At 62.4% G+C, this 19568-nt stretch carries 16 protein-coding genes; 11 read left to right on the forward strand and 5 right to left on the reverse strand.

Features of this window, described 5'->3' with window-relative positions; translation table 11 throughout:
• Window positions 1-188: 188 nt before the first annotated feature.
• Window positions 189-2117, forward strand: coding sequence for an ATP-binding cassette domain-containing protein (locus ACIP1G_RS22650; RefSeq protein ID WP_400740944.1), 1929 nt, complete (start codon window positions 189-191; stop codon window positions 2115-2117).
• Window positions 2118-2224: 107 nt separating this feature from the next.
• Here the strand turns inward: ACIP1G_RS22650 and ACIP1G_RS22655 are convergent, their stop codons facing one another.
• Window positions 2225-2665: a universal stress protein gene (locus ACIP1G_RS22655; RefSeq protein WP_400740945.1), complete on the reverse strand. Its 441-nt coding sequence runs from the start codon at window positions 2663-2665 to the stop codon at window positions 2225-2227.
• Between the two features lie 110 nt (window positions 2666-2775).
• Here ACIP1G_RS22655 and ACIP1G_RS22660 point away from each other — a divergent pair, with 110 nt between their 5' ends.
• From ACIP1G_RS22660 to ACIP1G_RS22690, 7 genes are all read left to right on the forward strand, one after another.
• Window positions 2776-3213 carry a hypothetical protein gene (locus ACIP1G_RS22660; protein WP_201207177.1) on the forward strand — a complete coding sequence of 146 codons (438 nt, stop codon included), beginning with the start codon at window positions 2776-2778 and terminating at the stop codon, window positions 3211-3213.
• Between the two features lie 992 nt (window positions 3214-4205).
• Entirely contained in the window at window positions 4206-6353 is a 2148-nt protein-coding gene (gene fadB, locus ACIP1G_RS22665; RefSeq protein ID WP_400740947.1) for a fatty acid oxidation complex subunit alpha FadB, read from the forward strand.
• Window positions 6354-6384: 31 nt separating this feature from the next.
• Entirely contained in the window at window positions 6385-7560 is a 1176-nt protein-coding gene (gene fadA, locus ACIP1G_RS22670) for an acetyl-CoA C-acyltransferase FadA (RefSeq protein ID WP_400740948.1), read from the forward strand.
• Window positions 7561-7637: 77 nt separating this feature from the next.
• Window positions 7638-7889: a DUF1653 domain-containing protein gene (locus ACIP1G_RS22675; RefSeq protein ID WP_172225629.1), complete on the forward strand. Its 252-nt coding sequence runs from the start codon at window positions 7638-7640 to the stop codon at window positions 7887-7889.
• A gap of 100 nt (window positions 7890-7989) precedes the next feature.
• Window positions 7990-10599 (forward strand): type I DNA topoisomerase, encoded by a 2610-nt coding sequence (gene topA / locus ACIP1G_RS22680; RefSeq protein WP_400740950.1) that lies wholly within the window; start codon window positions 7990-7992, stop codon window positions 10597-10599.
• Between the two features lie 218 nt (window positions 10600-10817).
• The gene (locus ACIP1G_RS22685; protein ID WP_400740952.1) at window positions 10818-11333 is read left to right on the forward strand and encodes a DUF6586 family protein; all 516 of its coding nucleotides are present in this window, start codon (window positions 10818-10820) and stop codon (window positions 11331-11333) included.
• 50 nt (window positions 11334-11383) lie between these two features.
• Window positions 11384-11617, forward strand: a complete 234-nt coding sequence (locus tag ACIP1G_RS22690) for a hypothetical protein (RefSeq protein WP_201206570.1) — start codon at window positions 11384-11386, stop codon at window positions 11615-11617.
• A gap of 50 nt (window positions 11618-11667) precedes the next feature.
• Here the strand turns inward: ACIP1G_RS22690 and sulA are convergent, their stop codons facing one another.
• A complete protein-coding gene (gene sulA / locus ACIP1G_RS22695) occupies window positions 11668-12144 on the reverse strand; it encodes an SOS-induced cell division inhibitor SulA (protein ID WP_400740954.1) in 477 nt (158 codons plus the stop codon).
• Window positions 12145-12157: 13 nt separating this feature from the next.
• On the reverse strand, window positions 12158-12766 hold the full coding sequence (lexA, locus tag ACIP1G_RS22700) for a transcriptional repressor LexA (RefSeq protein WP_346645620.1): 609 nt from the start codon (window positions 12764-12766) through the stop codon (window positions 12158-12160).
• A gap of 216 nt (window positions 12767-12982) precedes the next feature.
• On the opposite strand from lexA, the gene ACIP1G_RS22705 reads away from it, so the two are divergent.
• From ACIP1G_RS22705 to nagZ, 3 genes are read left to right on the forward strand one after another with little or no spacing between them, the layout of a single operon-like run.
• A complete protein-coding gene (locus tag ACIP1G_RS22705) occupies window positions 12983-13690 on the forward strand; it encodes a TetR/AcrR family transcriptional regulator (protein WP_400740955.1) in 708 nt (235 codons plus the stop codon).
• Between the two features lie 40 nt (window positions 13691-13730).
• Window positions 13731-14255 carry a L,D-transpeptidase family protein gene (locus ACIP1G_RS22710; RefSeq protein WP_400740957.1) on the forward strand — a complete coding sequence of 175 codons (525 nt, stop codon included), beginning with the start codon at window positions 13731-13733 and terminating at the stop codon, window positions 14253-14255.
• A gap of 22 nt (window positions 14256-14277) precedes the next feature.
• Complete coding sequence (gene nagZ, locus ACIP1G_RS22715) at window positions 14278-15276, forward strand: beta-N-acetylhexosaminidase (RefSeq protein WP_201206574.1); 999 nt, start codon at window positions 14278-14280, stop codon at window positions 15274-15276.
• Between the two features lie 393 nt (window positions 15277-15669).
• Here nagZ and ACIP1G_RS22720 read toward each other — a convergent pair whose 3' ends face one another.
• Window positions 15670-18987 (reverse strand): SNF2-related protein, encoded by a 3318-nt coding sequence (locus ACIP1G_RS22720; RefSeq protein WP_400740959.1) that lies wholly within the window; start codon window positions 18985-18987, stop codon window positions 15670-15672.
• A 4-nt stretch (window positions 18988-18991) separates the two neighbouring features.
• Window positions 18992-19564, reverse strand: coding sequence for a CsiV family protein (locus tag ACIP1G_RS22725; RefSeq protein ID WP_400740960.1), 573 nt, complete (start codon window positions 19562-19564; stop codon window positions 18992-18994).
• Window positions 19565-19568 lie beyond the last annotated feature (4 nt).

Genomic DNA, 19568 nt, shown 5'->3' on the forward strand with positions numbered 1-19568 from the left:
ACGGCGGTGCCAGCACTGTTGGAAGCAATTGCCTTAGCTTAGCCGTTTGCCGGTAGCGGGTGAAAGCACTGTGCTTGTATCGGGATATTAAGAGCGACCAGATGTCGTAAAGGCTTCGCCGGATACCCTGGCGGATGCCGTCGGGGTCCAAGTCAGGTAGAATGCGCGCCCGATTTATGGAGACCAACATGACCCTGCTCAAATTCAGCGATGTGTCCCTCGCATTCGGCGCCATGCCGCTGCTGGACAAAGTGTCCTGGCAGATCGCTCGTGGCGAGCGGGTGTGCATCATCGGCCGCAACGGTACCGGCAAGTCGAGCATGCTGCGCCTGGTCAAGGGCGAGCAGAAGGGCGACGACGGCGAAATCTGGCGTGCCCCAGGCCTGAAGATCGGCGAGCTGCCTCAAGAGCTGCCGGTGGCTGACGAGCGCACCGTATTCGACGTGGTGGCCGCAGGCCTGGAGGGTGTTGGCGAGCTGCTGGCGCAGTTCCACCACCTGAGCATGAACATTCAGGGCGACGAAGACCTGGAAAAACTCATGCATGTCCAGCACGAGCTGGAAGCCCGTGACGGTTGGCGCCTGCAGCAGGTGGTGGAAAGCACCCTCAGCCGCTTGCAACTGCCAGCCGACAAGACCCTGGCCGAGCTGTCCGGTGGCTGGCGCCGCCGCGTGCTGCTGGCCCAGGCGCTGGTGTCCGAGCCCGACCTGCTGCTGCTCGACGAACCCACCAACCACCTGGACATCGGTGCCATCGCCTGGCTCGAAGAGGCCCTGCGCGGCTTCAACGGTGCGGTGCTGTTCATTACCCACGACCGTTCCTTCCTGCAAAACCTGGCCACCCGCATCCTCGAACTGGACCGCGGCGGCCTGATCGACTGGAACGGCGACTACGCCAGCTTCCTGGTGCACAAAGAGGCCGCGCTGGCCGCCGAGGAAACCGCCAACGCGCTGTTCGACAAGCGCCTAGCCCAGGAAGAAGTGTGGATCCGCCAGGGCATCAAGGCCCGTCGTACCCGTAACGAAGGCCGCGTGCGTGCGCTGAAGGCACTGCGTGTGGAGCGTGGCGAGCGCCGCGAACGCCAGGGCAAAGCCAACATCCAGATCGAAGCGGCAGACAAGTCTGGCAAGCAGGTGATGGTGCTGGAGAACGTCAGCTTCCATCACGCCGACGGGCCGCTGCTGGTCAAGGACTTTTCCATGGTCCTGCAGCGCCAGGACCGTATTGGCCTGCTGGGCGCCAACGGCACCGGCAAGACCACCTTGCTGAAGATGATGCTGGGTGACCTTGAGCCGACTGCGGGCAAGGTCGAACGCGGCACCAAGCTGGAAGTGGCCTATTTTGACCAGATGCGCCACCAGCTCGATCTGGAAAAAACCGTAATCGACAACCTGGCCGAAGGCCGTGACTTCATCGAGATCGACGGCCAGAACCGCCACGTGCTGAGCTACCTGGGCGACTTCCTGTTCAGCCCGCAGCGTGCCCGCACGCCGGTCAAGGCGCTGTCGGGTGGTGAGCGTGCGCGCCTGCTGTTGGCCAAACTGTTCAGCAAGCCGGCCAACCTGCTGGTGCTCGACGAACCGACCAACGACCTGGACGTGGAAACCCTCGAGCTGCTCGAAGAGGTGCTGTCCAATTACAAAGGCACTGTGCTGATGGTCAGCCACGACCGGGCCTTCCTCGACAACGTCGTCACCAGCACCCTGGTGTTCGAAGGCGAGGGCAAGGTGCGTGAGTACGTCGGCGGTTACGAGGACTGGATTCGCCAGGGCGGTTCGCCGAAGCTGCTGGGCGTGACCGAGAGCAAGGGCGGCAAGTCTGCGCTGAACAGCGCGGTGGTGGAGAAGGTTGAGGCCAAGCCTGCACCAGCCGCCGCACCGGTGGCGGAAGAGGCTTCGAAGAAGAAGCTCAGCTACAAGCTGCAGCGGGAGCTGGAGATGCTGCCAGGGCAGATTGACGAAGTCGAACAGCGCATGGCTGAAGCTCAGGAAGAAGTGAATGGGGCGGGCTTCTATCAGCGGCCGATTGCAGAAACCTCGGCAGTGCTGGCCAGGATCGAGAAGCTGCAGGGCGAGCTGGATGCACTGGTAGAGCGCTGGGCTGAGCTGGAAGGCTGATTGGCGTTAGCCTGAACCGGCCTATTCGCGGGTAAACCCGCTCCTACAAGGGATCGCATACCCTTGTAGGAGCGGGTTTACCCGCGAATAGGCCGGCACAGGCTAAATCATTCCTTCTTCTGCAACCGCACCGCCAGCACATCGCACGGCGCGCCATGCAGCACGTCATTGGCCGTGGAGCCAAGCAGCAACGCCAGGCCATGGCGGCCATGGCTGCCGACCACGATCAGGTCGCACTTCTGGTCCTTGGCCAGCTGGTGGATTTCCTGGCGCGGTTGGCCATAGGTCAGGTGCGAGTCGCCGCGGTGGATGTCCGGGTACTTGTTGAACAGGCGTTCCATGCGCTCCTTGGCCTGGTCGAATTGCTGCTGTTGCAGTTGCGACAGGTCCATCGGCACGTCACCGCCAAAGGCCATGGCCATCGGCTCGACGATGTGCACCAGCGACACCTTGGCATTCGACGGTTCGGCCAGCGCCATGGCACGTTTGATCACCGGGTCGCATTCTTCGGTCAGGTCGACGGCGACCAACAAATGTTCGTATTGCATGAGCGGTACTCCTGACAATCGCGATAGAAGAAGTATGGTCGCTTTCGGGCGGGTCTTCCGTGAAAAATGGCTAACCAGCTCATTTGCAACGCTTTATGGGATCTACTGATATGACGGTATTGCTGGTGGTGTCAATCCTTGCGCTGATTCTCAGCCCGCTTTCCTGGTTGCGCAGCTCGCGCAAGCAGAGCGAGCAGATGAAGCTGCGCCTGGAGGCACGGCGCATGGGCCTGGCCATGCAGCTGGCGCCGCAGCAGTGGCCGCACTGGCTGGAAAAGGAGCCGCCAAGCCCTTGTCCGCAGTATCACCGGGCCCGGCGTCGCGGGCATGAGGACAGCTTCAGCTTCTGGCAGGTGACCCCGGGGGTGTGGTGGAACCAGTGGCGTGAACCCTGCGAAGACCCGCGCTTTGTCGAGGCCTTGGCGCGTTTGCCAGCAAGCGTTTACAAGGTCGAGGCCGATGCGCGGATGATCGCCCTGTACTGGACCGAGCGCGGTGATACGGCTGTGTTGCAGGATGTTGCCTATGTCCTCGAAACCTTGGCCTGAGTTCCGCCTTTACACGGTCCCTGTAGGAGCGGCCTTGTGTCGCGATCGGGCTGCGCAGCAGCCCCGGGATTTTTGCGCAGATGCAGCAATTGCCGGGGCTGCTGCGCAGCCCGATCGCGACACAAGGCCGCTCCTACAAGGACATGCGGCGGTTTCTAAACCGGTAAGCGACAAAGCGGCGGCTTGGCATACCCCTGAAGGGGTGGGGTGCCAAGTCGCCGCTTTGCGTTCTGCTGTCGCAGAAAAGGCCAGGCAGGCCGGGTATACATTCAAGCAAGTGGCAGTGTAGCCGGTTGCCAGTAATGTGCTTGGGGATTTTTTTGGGGGCGGGCGAGGGTGGGGCTGCGAGGTGCCTGGCGGGGGATTTGCAGTGTTCTTGAGATCGAGCGCCGCCCGCGCGGCGCTTCGCAGCACAAGGCTGCTCCTACATCTGTTTCGGGCCAGTCACGCCTGTGAGGCCACCGCTGTCCGCTTTGTTTGTTCCATTCGGTATCGAAGGGAACGCTGCTTTTCATCTATCTTCCGCCATGCACCAAGGCTGCCACCCACCTGGCACAGGAATAACTGGCCCGAAACAGATGTAGGAGCAGCCTTGTGCTGCGAAGCGCCGCGCGGGCGGCGCTCGATCTCAATGCCCTCACAACCCCCAAGCCATACACCAAAAACTGCAACGATCCCCCTACGCCATAGTCAATCGCTGACATGAATGCCCGGCGATCACTGTCATCATGTTTTGTACCAAGACGATACAAAATGACCGGAAAGTCGCGTTTTCACCGTGCTCGTGAGCATTTGACAACGCCGATCTTTTCGGAGAATGTGTGCACACCCAAATCAAACGGGCGTATGAATTGAGCGTTTGTATGTCATGACGCCAAGCCATACTTCCGACTAGCGCGCTGACGGGTGTGCCTGGGGCAGGGCAGTTAGGCCTGCTTCTGCTGCAGCGATCGGCGTGTACAGTTCAGCTTCCATATCGTGGAGATCAGTTGATGATTTACGAAGGTAAAGCCATCACGGTTAAGGCTCTTGAAAGTGGCATCGTCGAGCTCAAATTCGACCTCAAGGGTGAGTCCGTCAACAAGTTCAACCGCCTCACCCTGAACGAGCTGCGCCAGGCCGTCGATGCCATCCAGGCCGACACCTCGGTCAAGGGCGTGATCGTCAGCAGTGGCAAGGACGTGTTCATCGTCGGCGCCGACATCACCGAGTTCGTCGACAACTTCAAGCTGCCCGAGGCCGAACTGGTCGCCGGCAACCTGGAAGCCAACCGCATCTTCAGCGCCTTCGAAGACCTCGAAGTGCCGACCGTCGCCGCCATCAATGGCATCGCCCTGGGCGGCGGCCTTGAAATGTGCCTGGCCGCCGACTACCGGGTCATGTCCACCGAGGCCAAGATCGGCCTGCCGGAAGTCAAGCTGGGTATCTATCCGGGCTTTGGCGGTACCGTGCGCCTGCCGCGCCTGATCGGCTCGGACAACGCCATCGAGTGGATTGCCGCCGGCAAGGAAAACCGCGCCGAAGACGCCCTGAAAGTGGGTGCCGTCGACGCCGTGGTCGCCCCTGAGCTGCTGATGGCCGGTGCCCTTGACCTGGTCAAGCGCGCCATCAGCGGCGAGCTGGACTACAAGGCCAAGCGCCAGCCCAAGCTGGAAAAGCTCAAGCTCAACGCCATCGAACAGATGATGGCCTTCGAGACCGCCAAGGGCTTCGTCGCCGGTCAGGCCGGCCCGAACTACCCAGCCCCGGTCGAAGCCATCAAGACCATCCAGAAGGCCGCCAACTTCGGCCGTGACAAGGCTCTGGAAGTCGAAGCTGCAGGCTTTGCCAAGCTGGCCAAGACCTCGGTCGCAGAAAGCCTGATTGGCCTGTTCCTGAACGACCAGGAGCTCAAGCGCAAGGCCAAGGCTCATGACGAAATCGCTCACGACGTGAAGCAGGCCGCCGTGCTCGGCGCCGGCATCATGGGTGGCGGCATCGCCTACCAGTCGGCGGTCAAGGGCACCCCGATCCTGATGAAGGACATCCGCGAGGAAGCCATCCAGCTGGGCCTGAACGAAGCTTCCAAGCTGCTCGGCAACCGCGTCGAGAAGGGCCGCCTGACCCCGGCCAAGATGGCCGAGGCACTCAACGCCATTCGCCCGACCCTGTCCTATGGCGATTTCGCCAATGTCGACATCGTCGTCGAAGCGGTGGTCGAGAACCCGAAGGTCAAGCAGGCTGTGCTGGCCGAAGTGGAAGGCCAGGTGAAGGACGATGCAATCCTCGCCTCCAACACCTCGACCATCTCCATCAACCTGCTGGCAAAGGCGCTGAAACGCCCGGAAAACTTCGTCGGCATGCACTTCTTCAACCCGGTGCACATGATGCCGCTGGTAGAAGTGATCCGTGGCGAGAAGTCCAGTGAAGTGGCAGTTGCCACCACCGTGGCCTACGCCAAGAAAATGGGCAAGAACCCGATCGTGGTCAACGACTGCCCGGGCTTCTTGGTCAACCGCGTGCTGTTCCCGTACTTCGGCGGTTTCGCCAAGCTGGTCAGCGCCGGTGTCGACTTCGTGCGTATCGACAAGGTCATGGAAAAGTTCGGCTGGCCGATGGGCCCGGCCTACCTGATGGACGTGGTCGGGATCGACACCGGCCACCACGGCCGCGACGTGATGGCTGAAGGCTTCCCGGAGCGCATGAAGGACGAGCGTCGCTCGGCAGTCGACGCGCTGTACGAGGCCAACCGCCTGGGCCAGAAGAACGGCAAGGGCTTCTACGCCTACGAAACCGACAAGCGCGGCAAGCCGAAGAAAGTCTTCGACGCCACCGTACTGGACGTGCTCAAGCCGATCGTCTTCGAACAGCGTGAAGTCAGCGACGAAGACATCATCAACTGGATGATGGTGCCGCTGTGCCTGGAGACCGTGCGCTGCCTGGAAGACGGCATCGTCGAAACCGCTGCCGAAGCCGACATGGGTCTGGTGTACGGCATTGGTTTCCCTCCTTTCCGCGGTGGTGCACTGCGTTACATCGACTCGATCGGTGTCGCCGAATTCGTTGCCCTGGCTGATCAGTACGCCGACCTGGGGCCGCTGTACCACCCGACCGCCAAGCTGCGTGAAATGGCCAAGAACGGCCAGCGCTTCTTCAACTGAGCGGTCAACGAGCTAGAGCGAGAGATTTGATATGAGCCTGAATCCAAGAGACGTGGTGATTGTCGACTTCGGTCGCACGCCAATGGGCCGCTCCAAGGGTGGCATGCACCGCAATACCCGCGCCGAAGACATGTCGGCGCACCTGATCAGCAAGCTGCTGGAACGCAACGGCAAGGTCGACCCGAAAGAAGTCGAGGACGTGATCTGGGGCTGCGTCAACCAGACCCTGGAGCAGGGCTGGAACATCGCCCGCATGGCCTCGCTGATGACCCAGATCCCGCACACCTCCGCGGCGCAGACCGTCAGCCGCCTGTGCGGCTCGTCGATGAGCGCGCTGCACACGGCCGCCCAGGCGATCATGACCGGTAACGGCGATGTGTTCGTGGTGGGTGGCGTGGAGCACATGGGCCACGTCAGCATGATGCACGGCGTCGACCCTAACCCGCACCTGTCCTTGCATGCCGCCAAGGCTTCCGGGATGATGGGCCTGACTGCGGAAATGCTCGGCAAGATGCACGGCATCAGCCGTGAGCAGCAAGACCTGTTCGGCTTGCGTTCGCACCAGTTGGCCCACAAGGCCACGGTCGAAGGCAAGTTCAAGGACGAGATCATCCCGATGCAGGGCTATGACGAGAACGGCTTCCTGAAGGTGTTCGATTTCGACGAAACCATTCGCCCGGAAACCACCCTTGAAGGCCTGGCGTCGCTCAAACCGGCGTTCAACCCGAAAGGCGGTACCGTCACTGCCGGTACCTCGTCGCAGATCACCGACGGCGCTTCGTGCATGATCGTCATGTCCGGCCAGCGTGCCATGGACCTCGGTATCCAGCCATTGGCGGTCATCCGCTCCATGGCGGTAGCCGGTGTCGACCCGGCGATCATGGGTTACGGCCCAGTGCCATCGACCCAGAAAGCCCTCAAGCGTGCCGGCTTGACCATGGCCGACATCGACTTCATCGAGCTCAATGAAGCCTTTGCCGCACAGGCCTTGCCGGTGCTGAAAGACTTGAAAGTGCTCGACAAGATGAATGAGAAGGTTAACCTGCACGGCGGCGCCATTGCATTGGGCCACCCGTTCGGTTGCTCCGGGGCACGGATTTCCGGCACCCTGCTCAACGTCATGAAGCAGAATGGCGGTACCCTGGGGGTGGCGACCATGTGCGTCGGCCTTGGCCAAGGTATCACCACTGTCTTTGAACGCGTCTGATCGCGTAGCGGGACAGCAGCCGGGGCCTTGTGCCCCGGTTTTGTTTTTTTCAGGTTTTATTCAAGAGGGTGTGCAGCATGCAGATACAACCAGGCGTATACCGGCATTACAAAGGGCCTGAGTACCGTGTCTTCAGTGTTGCGCGGCACTCCGAGAACGAAGAGTGGATGGTGTTCTACCAATGCCTGTATGGTGATTACAGCTTCTGGGTACGCCCCCTTTCGATGTTCCAGGAGTCCGTCGAGGTTGACGGCGAGCAGGTGCCACGCTTTGCTTTGGTCAAGGCTGAAGAGGGGCTGCCTGGGTTGCTAGGCAAGTCGCACGAGTGATCGTTCGAGCTTGACCTCACACTTTTGCCACTATATATAGCGGTGCCGCGTCTGGCACCTGACGCGTTTTTCATCTTCAGATTCAGGAATACTCCGATCCATGGGCAAATCGCTGGTCATTGTGGAATCCCCGGCCAAGGCCAAGACCATCAACAAGTATCTGGGCAACCAGTACGTGGTGAAGTCGAGTATCGGCCATATCCGAGACCTCCCCACCAGCGGTTCGGCCAGCGCGAGCAAAGAGCCAGCCGCCAAACGGGGCAAGGCTGCGGGTGAGGCTCCGGCCCTTTCGCCGAAAGAAAAGGCCCGTCGCCAACTGGTGGCACGCATGGGCGTCGACCCGGACCACGGCTGGAAGGCCAAGTACGAGATCCTGCCCGGCAAGGAAAAGGTGATCGAAGAGCTGCGCCGCCTGGCCAAGGATGCCGACACCATCTACCTCGCAACCGACTTGGACCGCGAAGGGGAAGCCATTGCCTGGCACCTGCGCGAGGCCATCGGCGGCGACGACACCCGCTACAAGCGCGTGGTGTTCAACGAAATTACCAAGAAGGCCATCCAGGAAGCTTTTTCGCAGCCGGGTGAGCTGGATATCGACCGGGTCAATGCCCAGCAGGCGCGGCGCTTCCTCGACCGCGTGGTCGGTTACATGGTTTCGCCGCTGCTGTGGGCCAAGATCGCCCGTGGCCTGTCTGCCGGCCGTGTGCAGTCGGTGGCGGTGAAGCTGGTGGTGGAGCGCGAGCGTGAAATTCGCGCGTTCATCCCGGAAGAGTACTGGGAAATTCACGCCGACCTCGGTACTGCCAAGAACGCCAAGGTGCGTTTCGAGGTGGCGCGCGAGAAGGGCGAGGCTTTCAAGCCGCTGAACGAAGCCCAGGCCATGGCTGCGCTGGAAAAGCTCAAGGCTTCCAGCTACAGCGTGGTCAAGCGCGAAGACCGCCCGACCAGCAGCAAGCCGTCGGCGCCGTTCATTACCTCCACCCTGCAGCAGGCGGCCAGTAACCGCCTGGGCTTCGGCGTGAAGAAAACCATGATGATGGCCCAGCGCTTGTACGAAGCCGGCTACATCACTTACATGCGTACCGACTCGACCAACCTGTCGGCCGACGCCCTGGACATGGCGCGCAGCTACATCGAGCGCGAGTTCGGCAAGCAGTACCTGCCGGAAGCACCTTTGGTATACGGCAGCAAGGAAGGCGCCCAGGAGGCGCACGAAGCGATTCGTCCTTCTGACGTGAATACCCACCCGACCAAGCTCAGCGGCATGGAGCGCGACGCCGAGCGCCTGTACGAGCTGATCTGGCGCCAGTTCCTGGCCTGCCAGATGCCGCCGGCGCAGTACCTGTCCACCAGCGTCACCGTGGCGGCTGGCGACTTTGAGCTGCGTGCCAAGGGCCGTATCCTCAAGTTTGACGGTTACACCCGTGTGCTGCCGCAGCAGAGCAAGCCTGGCGAAGACGATGTGCTGCCAGAGATGGTTCAGGGTGAAGCGCTGAAGCTGCTGCAGATCGACCCGAGCCAGCACTTCACCAAGCCACCGGCGCGTTTCACTGAAGCCAGCCTGGTCAAGGAAATGGAAAAACGCGGCATTGGTCGCCCGTCGACCTATGCGGCGATCATTTCCACCATCCAGGACCGTGGCTATGTGACCTTGCACAACCGCCGCTTCTACTCCGAGAAGATGGGCGACATCGTCACCGAGCGCCTGTCCGAGAGCTTCTCCAACCTGATGGACTACGGCTTCACCGCGGGCATGGAAGAGAACCTCGACGACGTGGCCCAGGGTGAGCGTGACTGGAAAAACGTGCTGGACGAGTTCTACGGCGACTTCAGCAAGAAGCTGCAGACCGCCGAGTCCAGCGAAGACGGCATGCGCGCCAACCAGCCGACCATGACCAACATTCCGTGCAAGGAATGTGGCCGGCCGATGATGATCCGCACCGCCTCCACCGGCGTGTTCCTGGGTTGCTCGGGCTACAGCCTGCCGCCGAAAGAGCGCTGCAAGGCCACCGTCAACCTGGTGCCGGGCGACGAGATTGCTGCGGATGACGAGGGTGAGTCGGAGTCCCGCGTACTGTTGGGCAAGCACCGCTGCCCAATCTGCGCCACGGCGATGGACGCCTACCTGCTTGACGAGAAGCATAAGCTGCACATCTGCGGTAACAACCCGGATTGCGCCGGCTACGAGATCGAGGAAGGCAGCTATCGTATCAAGGGCTACGAAGGGCCGAGCCTGGAGTGCGACAAGTGCGGTAGCGAGATGCAGCTCAAGACTGGCCGTTTCGGCAAGTTCTTCGGTTGCACCAACCCGGCGTGCAAGAACACCCGCAAGCTGCTCAAGAGCGGCGAAGCAGCGCCACCGAAGATGGACAAGGTGGACATGCCGGAGCTCAAGTGCGAGAAGGTCGACGACACCTACGTGTTGCGTGACGGCGCTTCGGGGCTGTTCCTGGCGGCCAGCCAGTTCCCCAAGAACCGCGAAACCCGCGCACCACTGGTAATGGAGATCGTGCCGCACAAGCATGAGATCGACCCGAAGTACCACTTCCTGTGCGATGCGCCGCAGAAAGACCCGGATGGCCGCCCGGCAGTGATCCGCTACAGCCGCAAGACCAAGGAGCAGTACGTGCAGTCCGAGGTTGATGGCAAGCCGACCGGCTGGAAGGCGTTTTACGACGGTGGTGCTTGGAAGGTTGAAGACAAGCGCTGATCTGACAGTGCTGTAATTGGGGCCGCTTCGCAGCCCTTCGCGGCGGTTCGGCGCCCCGATGAACCCGCTCCTACAAGGCCTGCGCCGCATTCAAGGGCGACGCGATCCTTGTAGGAGCGGGTTCATCGGGGCGCCGAACCGCCGCGAAGGGCCGCAAAGCGGCCCCAATCATTTATGATGCAGGAACTTGCCTCGCAGCCTCATGGGAGGGCCCAGAAATGGCCCAGGAAACCTACACCCGCACCAACCAGAAACTGTTCTTCGCCGGCCTCGCCCTGGAGTCCATGGCCAAGGCCGAGCAAAGCCAGGCCATGAACGCCCAGGGCCTGGTCCAGGCCGAGCGCGAGTCGGCGCTGTTCCATCTGTACGGCGCGCTGCTGGGCATGTGCCATGAAATCGGTGCCTTCTACCGCCTACCAGTGGTTGCCACGGTCGAGCAGGCCCTGGCCGACGACGCGCTGAACGGCATCGCAATCCCGGAAGTGGCTGAACTGCTGGAGCTGGCCCGCCAGCGCGAAACCTGGCTGGCGCAAATGCTCGGTGCTTATGCCGATTTGTTCCGACCACCTGTCGCGAAGAAAACTGCCAAAACCGATGTTACCCAGCCGCTGATTCAGGCCGTCAATCTCGATGAGCCCGAGCATCCTGCGCTGTCGCGAGCCGAGTTGGAGAGCTGGCGCAACAACCTCAAGGGCTTGGTGAGACGTTTCCGCGACGCGTTGAGTGAGTGCTGATAGCCGCTACGGCTGGTACAATACTGGCCTTTCGCGGAGAACTGCCATTTATGTCTACGTCGTTTCTGGAAATTGTCGAGTTGCCCGATGGCCGCATCGAACTGCGTCGCGCCGAGGATGAGGGCTCTCTGGTAACCCTGGATTTCTCGGAAGACGCCAAGGTATTCCTGCAGGGTCAGCATGTAGAAGTGGCCAAAGCCATGCTCAGCGTGGGCGTGCAGATGGCCGGTCGGCTGATGGATGGCGAGCTGGAGAAAGATGAAGGGCCGCGCGTGCTGCACTAATGATGCAGCAGGGCGTCAGGCTTTTTGAAGTGACAGGCAAAGCCTGAACATCAGCCGAGGCGGATGTTCAGGCTTTGTGCGTTTCCGGCATTGGCAGCGCGCAGCAATTGCTGGCGTATGTTGGCGTTGACGCTGCCCAGCCAGCTGACCACTGTGTGGCTTCGGCCCAGGCGCAAGGCTTCGCAGGCCAGTTGCAGCGGGCTTTGATTGCCGCGAGGTTGCAGCAGCAGGATACGTTCACGGTTGAGCCCGGCATCGCGTAGCCAGGCCTGGGTCAGGCTTGACGGTGGGGCGATCAGGGTCAGCCAGCGGGCCTCGTCCTCTTCGCTCAATTCGCGTAGCACCGGTGCCAGCAGGCTCTGGCAATGCCCGGGGGCGCCGCGCAGCGACAGTTCGCTGAACAGCTCGGGCTGGTGGCTCTTGCGGGCCAGTTCGCTGGCTTTCAAACCCGCTGGTACGGGCTGGGCGAGGAATGCTTCGAACAGGGGCAACTGGACTTGCTCGGGTGCGTGAATGAACTGCTGCATGACGCCTCCTGGATCAGCGGCGAATGACGCCGACGCTCAAGCCCTCGATCACCAGTTCCTGTTTGTTCAGGTCGACTTCGATGGGGGCGAATTCGGGGTTTTCGGCAAGCAGCCAGACCTTGCTGCCTTCGCGCTTGAAGCGCTTGACGGTCACTTCGTCGCCGATGCGGGCGACCACGATCTGGCCGTTGCGGGCTTCGCGGCAGGTGTGTACCGCCAACAGGTCGCCGTCGAAGATGCCGACGTCCTTCATGCTCATGCCGTGTACGCGCAGCAAGTAGTCGGCCTGAGGGTGGAAGAAGGCAGGGTTGATGTTGCAGGATTGCTCGATGTGTTGCTCGGCAAGGATCGGTGCACCGGCAGCCACCCGGCCGATGATCGGCAGGCCGCTTTCTTCGGCCTTGGCTTCCAGGCCGGGGATGCGGATGCCGCGGGAAGCGCCTGGGGTCATCTCGATCGCACCCTTGCGGGCGAGGGCCTTGAGATGCTCCTCGGCGGCGTTGGGCGACTTGAAGCCTAGCTCTTGAGCGATCTCGGCGCGCGTCGGCGGGAAGCCGTTGTCTTCCAGGCAACGCTTGATGAACGCGAGAATTTCGGCTTGGCGTGGCGTCAGTTTCAACATGGGTGAGCGCTCTGTCTTTTTGTACAGTGACTGGGATTATATACAGTACTGGATGCGCTGCAAGCCAAAACCTGCAATAAACAGTCGCAATGGCGCTTGCAGCCGGCCGCTTGGCGCTTTTAAATGGCGACCGCCCGGTCACCGAGCCTTGACAGAAGCAGGGCTGAAACGTATGTTTCAAACACCTGTTTGTCTGGCGGAGTGCTCGGAGTAGTCATGGCCCAATCGGAAACCGTTGAACGCATTCTCGATGCTGCCGAGCAGCTGTTCGCGGAAAGGGGGTTCGCCGAGACCTCGTTGCGGCTGATTACCAGCAAGGCCGGGGTCAACCTGGCGGCGGTCAACTATCACTTCGGTTCCAAGAAGGCCCTGATCCAGGCGGTATTCTCGCGCTTCCTCGGGCCGTTCTGCGCCAGCCTCGAGCGTGAACTGGAGCGGCGTCAGGCCAGGCCGGAGCAAAAGCCCAGCCTGGAAGAGCTGCTGGAAATGCTGGTCGAGCAGGCACTGGCCGTGCAGCCGCGCAGCAACAACGACCTGTCGATCTTCATGCGCCTGCTGGGCCTGGCCTTCAGCCAAAGCCAGGGCCACCTGCGGCGTTACCTGGAGGACATGTACGGCAAGGTGTTCCGCCGCTACATGCTGCTGGTCAACGAGGCCGCGCCACGTATCCCGCCACTGGAGCTGTTCTGGCGCGTGCACTTCATGCTCGGCGCTGCTGCCTTCAGCATGTCCGGTATCAAGGCCCTGCGGGCGATTGCCGAAACCGACTTTGGCATCAACACCTCCATCGAGCAGGTGATGCGCCTGATGGTGCCGTTCCTGGCGGCGGGCATGCGCGCCGACAGTGGTGTTACCGACGACGCCATGGCCACCGCCCAGCTGCGCCCGCGCAGCAAGACCAGCGCGACCACCGCCAAGGCCTGAAGGCTGGGCGGGGCAGGGCGCTTCGGCTAAGCTAGCGCCCATGCCCGACCTCGATTTGTTGCACATTTCCCTTGCCGACCAGTGCCTGTACGGCTTCGCCCGTGGCCAGCTGCGCGTGCGCCTGCCGGTGTCCACTGCGCGTAACGGGGCCGGTGAGCGCAATGGCTCGGGCTGCACGCCACGCGGCCTGCATCAGGTGCGGGCGAAGATCGGCGCCGGCCTGCCCTTGAATGCGGTATTGGCCGGGCGGCGCTGGACCGGTGAAGTCTGGTCGCCGCAACTGCATGCGCAACATCCTGGCCGGGACTGGATCCTTACCCGCATCCTCTGGCTCAGTGGTTGCGAGCCGGGTGTCAATCGCCTGGGTGCGGTCGACACCTTTCGCCGCTATATCTACCTGCACGGCACGCCGGATACGGAACCCATGGGCGTGGCGTTGTCCCATGGCTGCATTCGCCTGCGCAACACCGACTTGCTGAGCTTGTTCGAGCAGGTGCCGGCACATTGCCCGGTGCGCATCGAACAGGCCGCCTGCCCCCAGTGGGCTTTTCTCAGTCTTCAATGAAGGATTACCCATGACCGTCAGCCTGCAAGGCTCCCTGATGGTGGATATCGCCGGTAAATGGCTGACCGCCGAAGACCGTCACCTGCTGCGCCAGCCCGAAGTGGCTGGCCTGATCATTTTTGCCCGCAACATCGACAGCCCGCGCCAGGTGCGTGAGCTGTGTGCGTCGATTCGCGCCATCCGCCCCGAACTGATTCTGGCGGTGGACCAGGAGGGTGGCCGCGTGCAGCGCCTGCGCCAAGGCTTTGTGCGCCTGCCGGCCATGCGTGCGCTGGCTGACAACGACAACGCCGAATACCTGGCCGAGCAGTGCGGCTGGCTGATGGCGACCGAAGTGCTGGCGGTTGGCCTGGACCTGAGCTTTGCCCCGGTACTCGACCTGGATCACCAGCGTAGCGCGGTGGTGGGCAGCCGCGCCTTCGAGGGTGACCCGCTGCGTGCGACGCAGCTGGCCGGGGCGTTCATCCGCGGCATGAATGCGGCGGGCATGGCTGCCTGTGGCAAGCACTTCCCGGGGCATGGCTGGGCCGAGGCCGACTCGCATGTGGCCATCCCCACCGATGAGCGCAGCCTTGAGCAATTACGCCAGGCCGACCTGGTGCCGTTCAGCCGACTGAGCGGGCAACTGGCGGCGGTGATGCCGGCGCATGTCATCTACCCGCAGGTCGACAACCAGCCGGCCGGTTTCTCGCGGCGTTGGCTGCAGGATATTTTGCGTGGTGAGCTGGGCTTTGACGGGGTGATTTTCAGTGATGACCTGTCGATGGCCGGTGCGCATGTGGTGGGTGATGCGGCCAGTCGTATCGAGGCGGCGTTGAGTGCGGGCTGTGACATGGGCCTGGTGTGCAATGACCGGGCGGCGGCGGAGCTGGCGCTGAGTGCGGCGCAGCGGATGAAGGTCAAGCCGTCGCCGCGGATTGCGCGGATGCGTGGGCAGGGCTTTGCGCGGACCGATTATCGCCAGCAGCCGCGGTGGTTGGAGGCGTTGGGGGCGTTGAAAGAGGCGCAGTTGGTCGATTGACCTGGTTGTGTCTGTCTTGAGGTTTATGTCGCCTGTGAGATCGAGCGCCGCCAGGTGTTCACCGAAACATTTTCAGCGCCTATTAAATCGAGCGCCGCCCGCGCGGCGCTTCGCGGCTAAAGCCGCTCCTACGTTTGTTTCGGGCCAGTCTATCCTGTGCCAGGCGCGCGCGACCGCCTTGTTTGTACGACGCGATATCGAGGTGTGCGCCAAGGCGTTCGCGCGCGAATCCCACAGGAATAATTGGCCAGAAACAAACGTAGGAGCGGCTTTAGCCGCGAAGCGCCGCGCGGGCGGCGCTCGATTTAATAGGCGCTGAAAATGTTTCGGCGAACATCTGCGGCGCTCGATCTCACAATCGACAAACCCCTTAAGTCATGCACCCCGAAACAATCACCGCCCACGCTTCCCAGGCAGCGGCGCAAACAGTGCCTCGATCTCTTCATCCCCAAGCCGCCACTGCCCAGCCTGCCCGCCATCCAGCAAGCTCGCCGCCAGCGCCGCCTTCTCCTGCTGCAACAGCTGGATCTTCTCCTCCACCGTCCCCCGGGTAATCAGCTTGAACACAAACACCGGCTTGTCCTGACCAATACGATAAGCGCGGTCAGTAGCCTGGTTTTCACTGGCCGGGTTCCACCACGGGTCGAAGTGAATCACCGTGTCCGCAGCCGTCAGGTTCAAGCCCACGCCACCGGCCTTGAGGCTGATCAGGAACACTTCGCTGTCACCCTGCTGGAACTGCTGCACTGGCGTACGCCGGTCGCGGGTGTCGCCGGTCAGCAGGCTGTAGCGGATCTTGCGCTTTCCCAGCTCCTGCTCGATCAACGCCAGCATCGAGGTGAACTGCGAAAACAGCAGCACCCGGCGCCCTTCGCTAAGCAACTCTTCAAGCATTTCCAGCAGCGCGCCCAGCTTGCCTTTGTCAGCCTGGTTGCCTTTGCTTTCCACGCCTTTGACCAGGCGCAAGTCGCAGCACACCTGGCGCAGCTTGAGCAGGGCGTCGAGGATCACGATCTGGCTGCGCGCAGCACCGTTACGGGCGATTTCGTCGCGGACTTTCTGGTCCATGGCCACCCGCACCGCCTCGTAGGTGTCGCGCTGGGCGTCGCTGAGCTCGACCCAGTGCACCATCTCGGTCTTGGCCGGCAGCTCGGTGGCCACTTGTTCCTTGGTGCGGCGCAGCAGGAACGGGCGGATGCGTGTGACCAGGTGGGCCAGTCGCTCGCTGTCGCCGTGGCGCTCGATCGGTGTGCGGTAATCCTGGTTGAAGCGCTTCAGGTCACCCAGCCAGCCAGGCATGAGGAAGTGGAAGATCGACCACAGCTCGCCCAGGTTGTTCTCCATCGGCGTGCCGGTCAGGCACACGCGCTGGGTGGCTTGCAGCTCGCAGACAGCGAGGGCGGCCTTGCTGGTGCTGCTCTTGATGTTCTGCGCCTCGTCCAGGACCAGCACGTGCCAGGCCTGGGCACGCAGGTGTTCGAGGTCGCGCGGTATCAAGGCGTAGGTGGTCAGGACCAGGTCGTATTCGTGCAGCTTGGCAAAATGTTTGCTGCGCCCCGGCCCGTGCAGTGCCAGCACACGCAGGTTGGGGGCAAAGCGCTGGGCTTCGTCCAGCCAGTTGGGTATCAGGCTGGTAGGCATCACCGCCAGGGCTGGTGTGCCAAGGCGCCCGGACTCTTTCTCCAGCAGCAGGTGGGCCAAGGCCTGCAGGGTCTTGCCCAGGCCCATGTCGTCGCCGAGGATGCCGCCGGTGCCCATCTCGCGCAGCGCTTGCAGCCAGTTCAGGCCCTGCTGCTGATAAGGGCGCAGGCTGGCCTGTAGCCCGGTGGGTGGTGCTACCTGCATGTCACGGGCGTCGCGCAGGCGGCGGCCCAGGTCGCGTACGTGCTCGCCACCTTCCCAGTGCAGCGGCAGGCCTTCGATTTCGTTCAGGCGCGCGGCATCGGCGCGCTCCATGCGCAGGGCCGGGCCTGCGGCGTCTTCGTGCAGGTACAGCTCGCCCAGAGTGCCCATTACCGCCTTGATCCGGCCGTAGGGCAGGGCGACGCGCAAAGCCGGGGCGTCCAGGCGGCCGCGGTTGAGGTCGATCAGCAGGTGTTCGTCGTCACTGCGCCGGGCCAGCTCGCTGGGGCGCAGCAGCTCCGGGTTGCTGCGCAGCAGTTGCAGCACGATCGGCAGCAGGCTGTGGCGCTGGCCGTCGACCACGATACCCAGTTCCAGGTCGAACCACTCATGGCCGGGCGCTTCGTCGATGGTCGCGTACCAGTCGTCCACCTCTTGCAGGTTGAAGGCGAAGTCGCGGTGGATGTCGATCTCCCATCCAGCCTCGCGCAAGCGTGGCAGGCCTTCGCGGGCGAAGCGCAGCCAGGCTTCGTCGTCGGGTAACTGGTACATCTCCCCGGCGCTGTCGGGCAAAGCCTTGCTCTGCCGGGTGGCAGGCTTGAAGCCGAAGTCGCGCAGCATCTTGCGCAGCGCTTGTTCAGCCTGGGGCTGGCGTCGAATGCGCTGGCTGGTACTGCCCGTCAGCCGAGTCAGTGGCTTGTCATCGCCGGCGCTGGCTTGCAGGCCGTCATAATCGAACGCCAATGCGGCGCGGTGTTGCATTTGCCGTTGCATGCGTCCGGTTTTCGGCATGTAGGCGGTGTATTCGAGGCTGCCAAGGGCAAGCAGGGCCTTTGGCTGGATATTCTCGAGCAATTGCTCTTGCACGGGCGTTGGCGTCGGTACCTTGTGGCTAAGGGCATTGAGCTTGTGGCTGAGGGGTACGACCAGATGTTCCGGAACATCGGGGGCGATAGTCAGCTGCACGGCAACGTGCGGGTCAAGGCTGTGTTCGACCTTGCCCACTTCGCTCGTCAGCACATCGAAGTAGTACAACGGCAGCAGTGGGATGACGCAGCGCAGCAGTTCTTCGCCGCTGTGCCAAAGCCCCCGGTAGTTGCCGTTTTCCAGGCGTACCCAGCGAAACTCGGCATGGCGCACTGGGCCTTCGCGCAGCAGCGGCAAGCCGATATCAAAGAACATGCGCCCGGTTTCAAGGGCGCGCTGGAACAGCTCGCCACCTTCCAGGCCCTTGAGTTTGTAGCCGCGATCCTGAGCGCCACCCTGATTCAGGGCCGAAAGCAAGCGCAGAATGCGGGTATCTTCTTCGGTTACGAAGCGCGGTGGCTCATAGAGAAAATCGTAAAGTGACTGAACCCGGCTGAAGCGGATGCCGTCTTCACTGCGCGTGCCCTTGCGGACCAGCAACGAGCAGCCGGCGTCATCGGTCAGTTGCAGCTGATAGCACACCATGCGCCCGCGCTTGTCGTCAGTTGCGACGGCTTTGGGCGGCGCCTGCTCCAGGCCGCTCAACCAGTGTTGCAGCTCGGCAGGCAAGGTGCCTGGGGTGGGTTGCGGGTCCTGATTGCCCGAGTAAGGATCGCTTATGCTGAACAGCACAGCGGCGCAATGCTTGCAGTTCTGCCGTACCGGGCAATCGCACTCACCCTGTACATGGCACCGGCCGCCCGCTATGTGCAGGTCAATGGATTGTTGGTAGGTGTTGTCGCCGCTCCCCTGGCAGCTGGCCGTAATCATCTGGTCGTAAATACCCTCCAGTTCGACCCGGCCTTCCTCGGCATAGCGTTCACCGCGTTGCAGGGTTTCCTTGCTGAACGATTGGGTCCAGTTCGGGTATGCATTGACCAACTCGGCGGCATCTTGCTTCATCCGTTTACTGCTCCATCATCTCCGGGTCCATCACCGGCATTTTCGGCGTACCCGGCGGCGTCACCTTCAGCAGCACGGCCAGATGCCCGCCGTCGAGGAAGGTCAGCTGGCCGCCCTTGACGTTGCTGTTGCTCTGCTTGAACTGCTCGCTTTGCAGCACGCTGCCGTTGCCGTCCAGCTGGTTGACCCAGAAGTTGGCCTCGACTGCGATAAAGCGGCCTTCGGCGATGCTCAGGTTGCCTTCGATGGGGAAGTGGCCGAACTGCTCGGTGCCTTCCCCCAGAGCAATGCGGCTGGGTTCGCTGCCCACTTGCTGCTGCCAGGCCTTGTGCATCAATACGGTGTAGTCGGCGGTGGCCTCCAGGCGGGTGGCCTCGTCGTCCAGCGCCGGGCGGCGCTCGGCGTCTTTGTCCAGGCGCGGGGCGCCGGCGCTCCAGTCTTCTGGGGCGAACGGGCTGGTGAAGGCAGGCACGCTGTTCTGCCGCACCAGGATCATTTCTACCTGATACAGGCCTTCAGCGAAGGCGGCTGGCGCAAACAGCGCCAGCAGCAGGGTCAGGCAACGGATGGCACGCATGGGT

The sequence above is a fragment of the Pseudomonas sp. NPDC089392 genome, from assembly GCF_044749595.1.
GTDB lineage: Bacteria > Pseudomonadota > Gammaproteobacteria > Pseudomonadales > Pseudomonadaceae > Aquipseudomonas.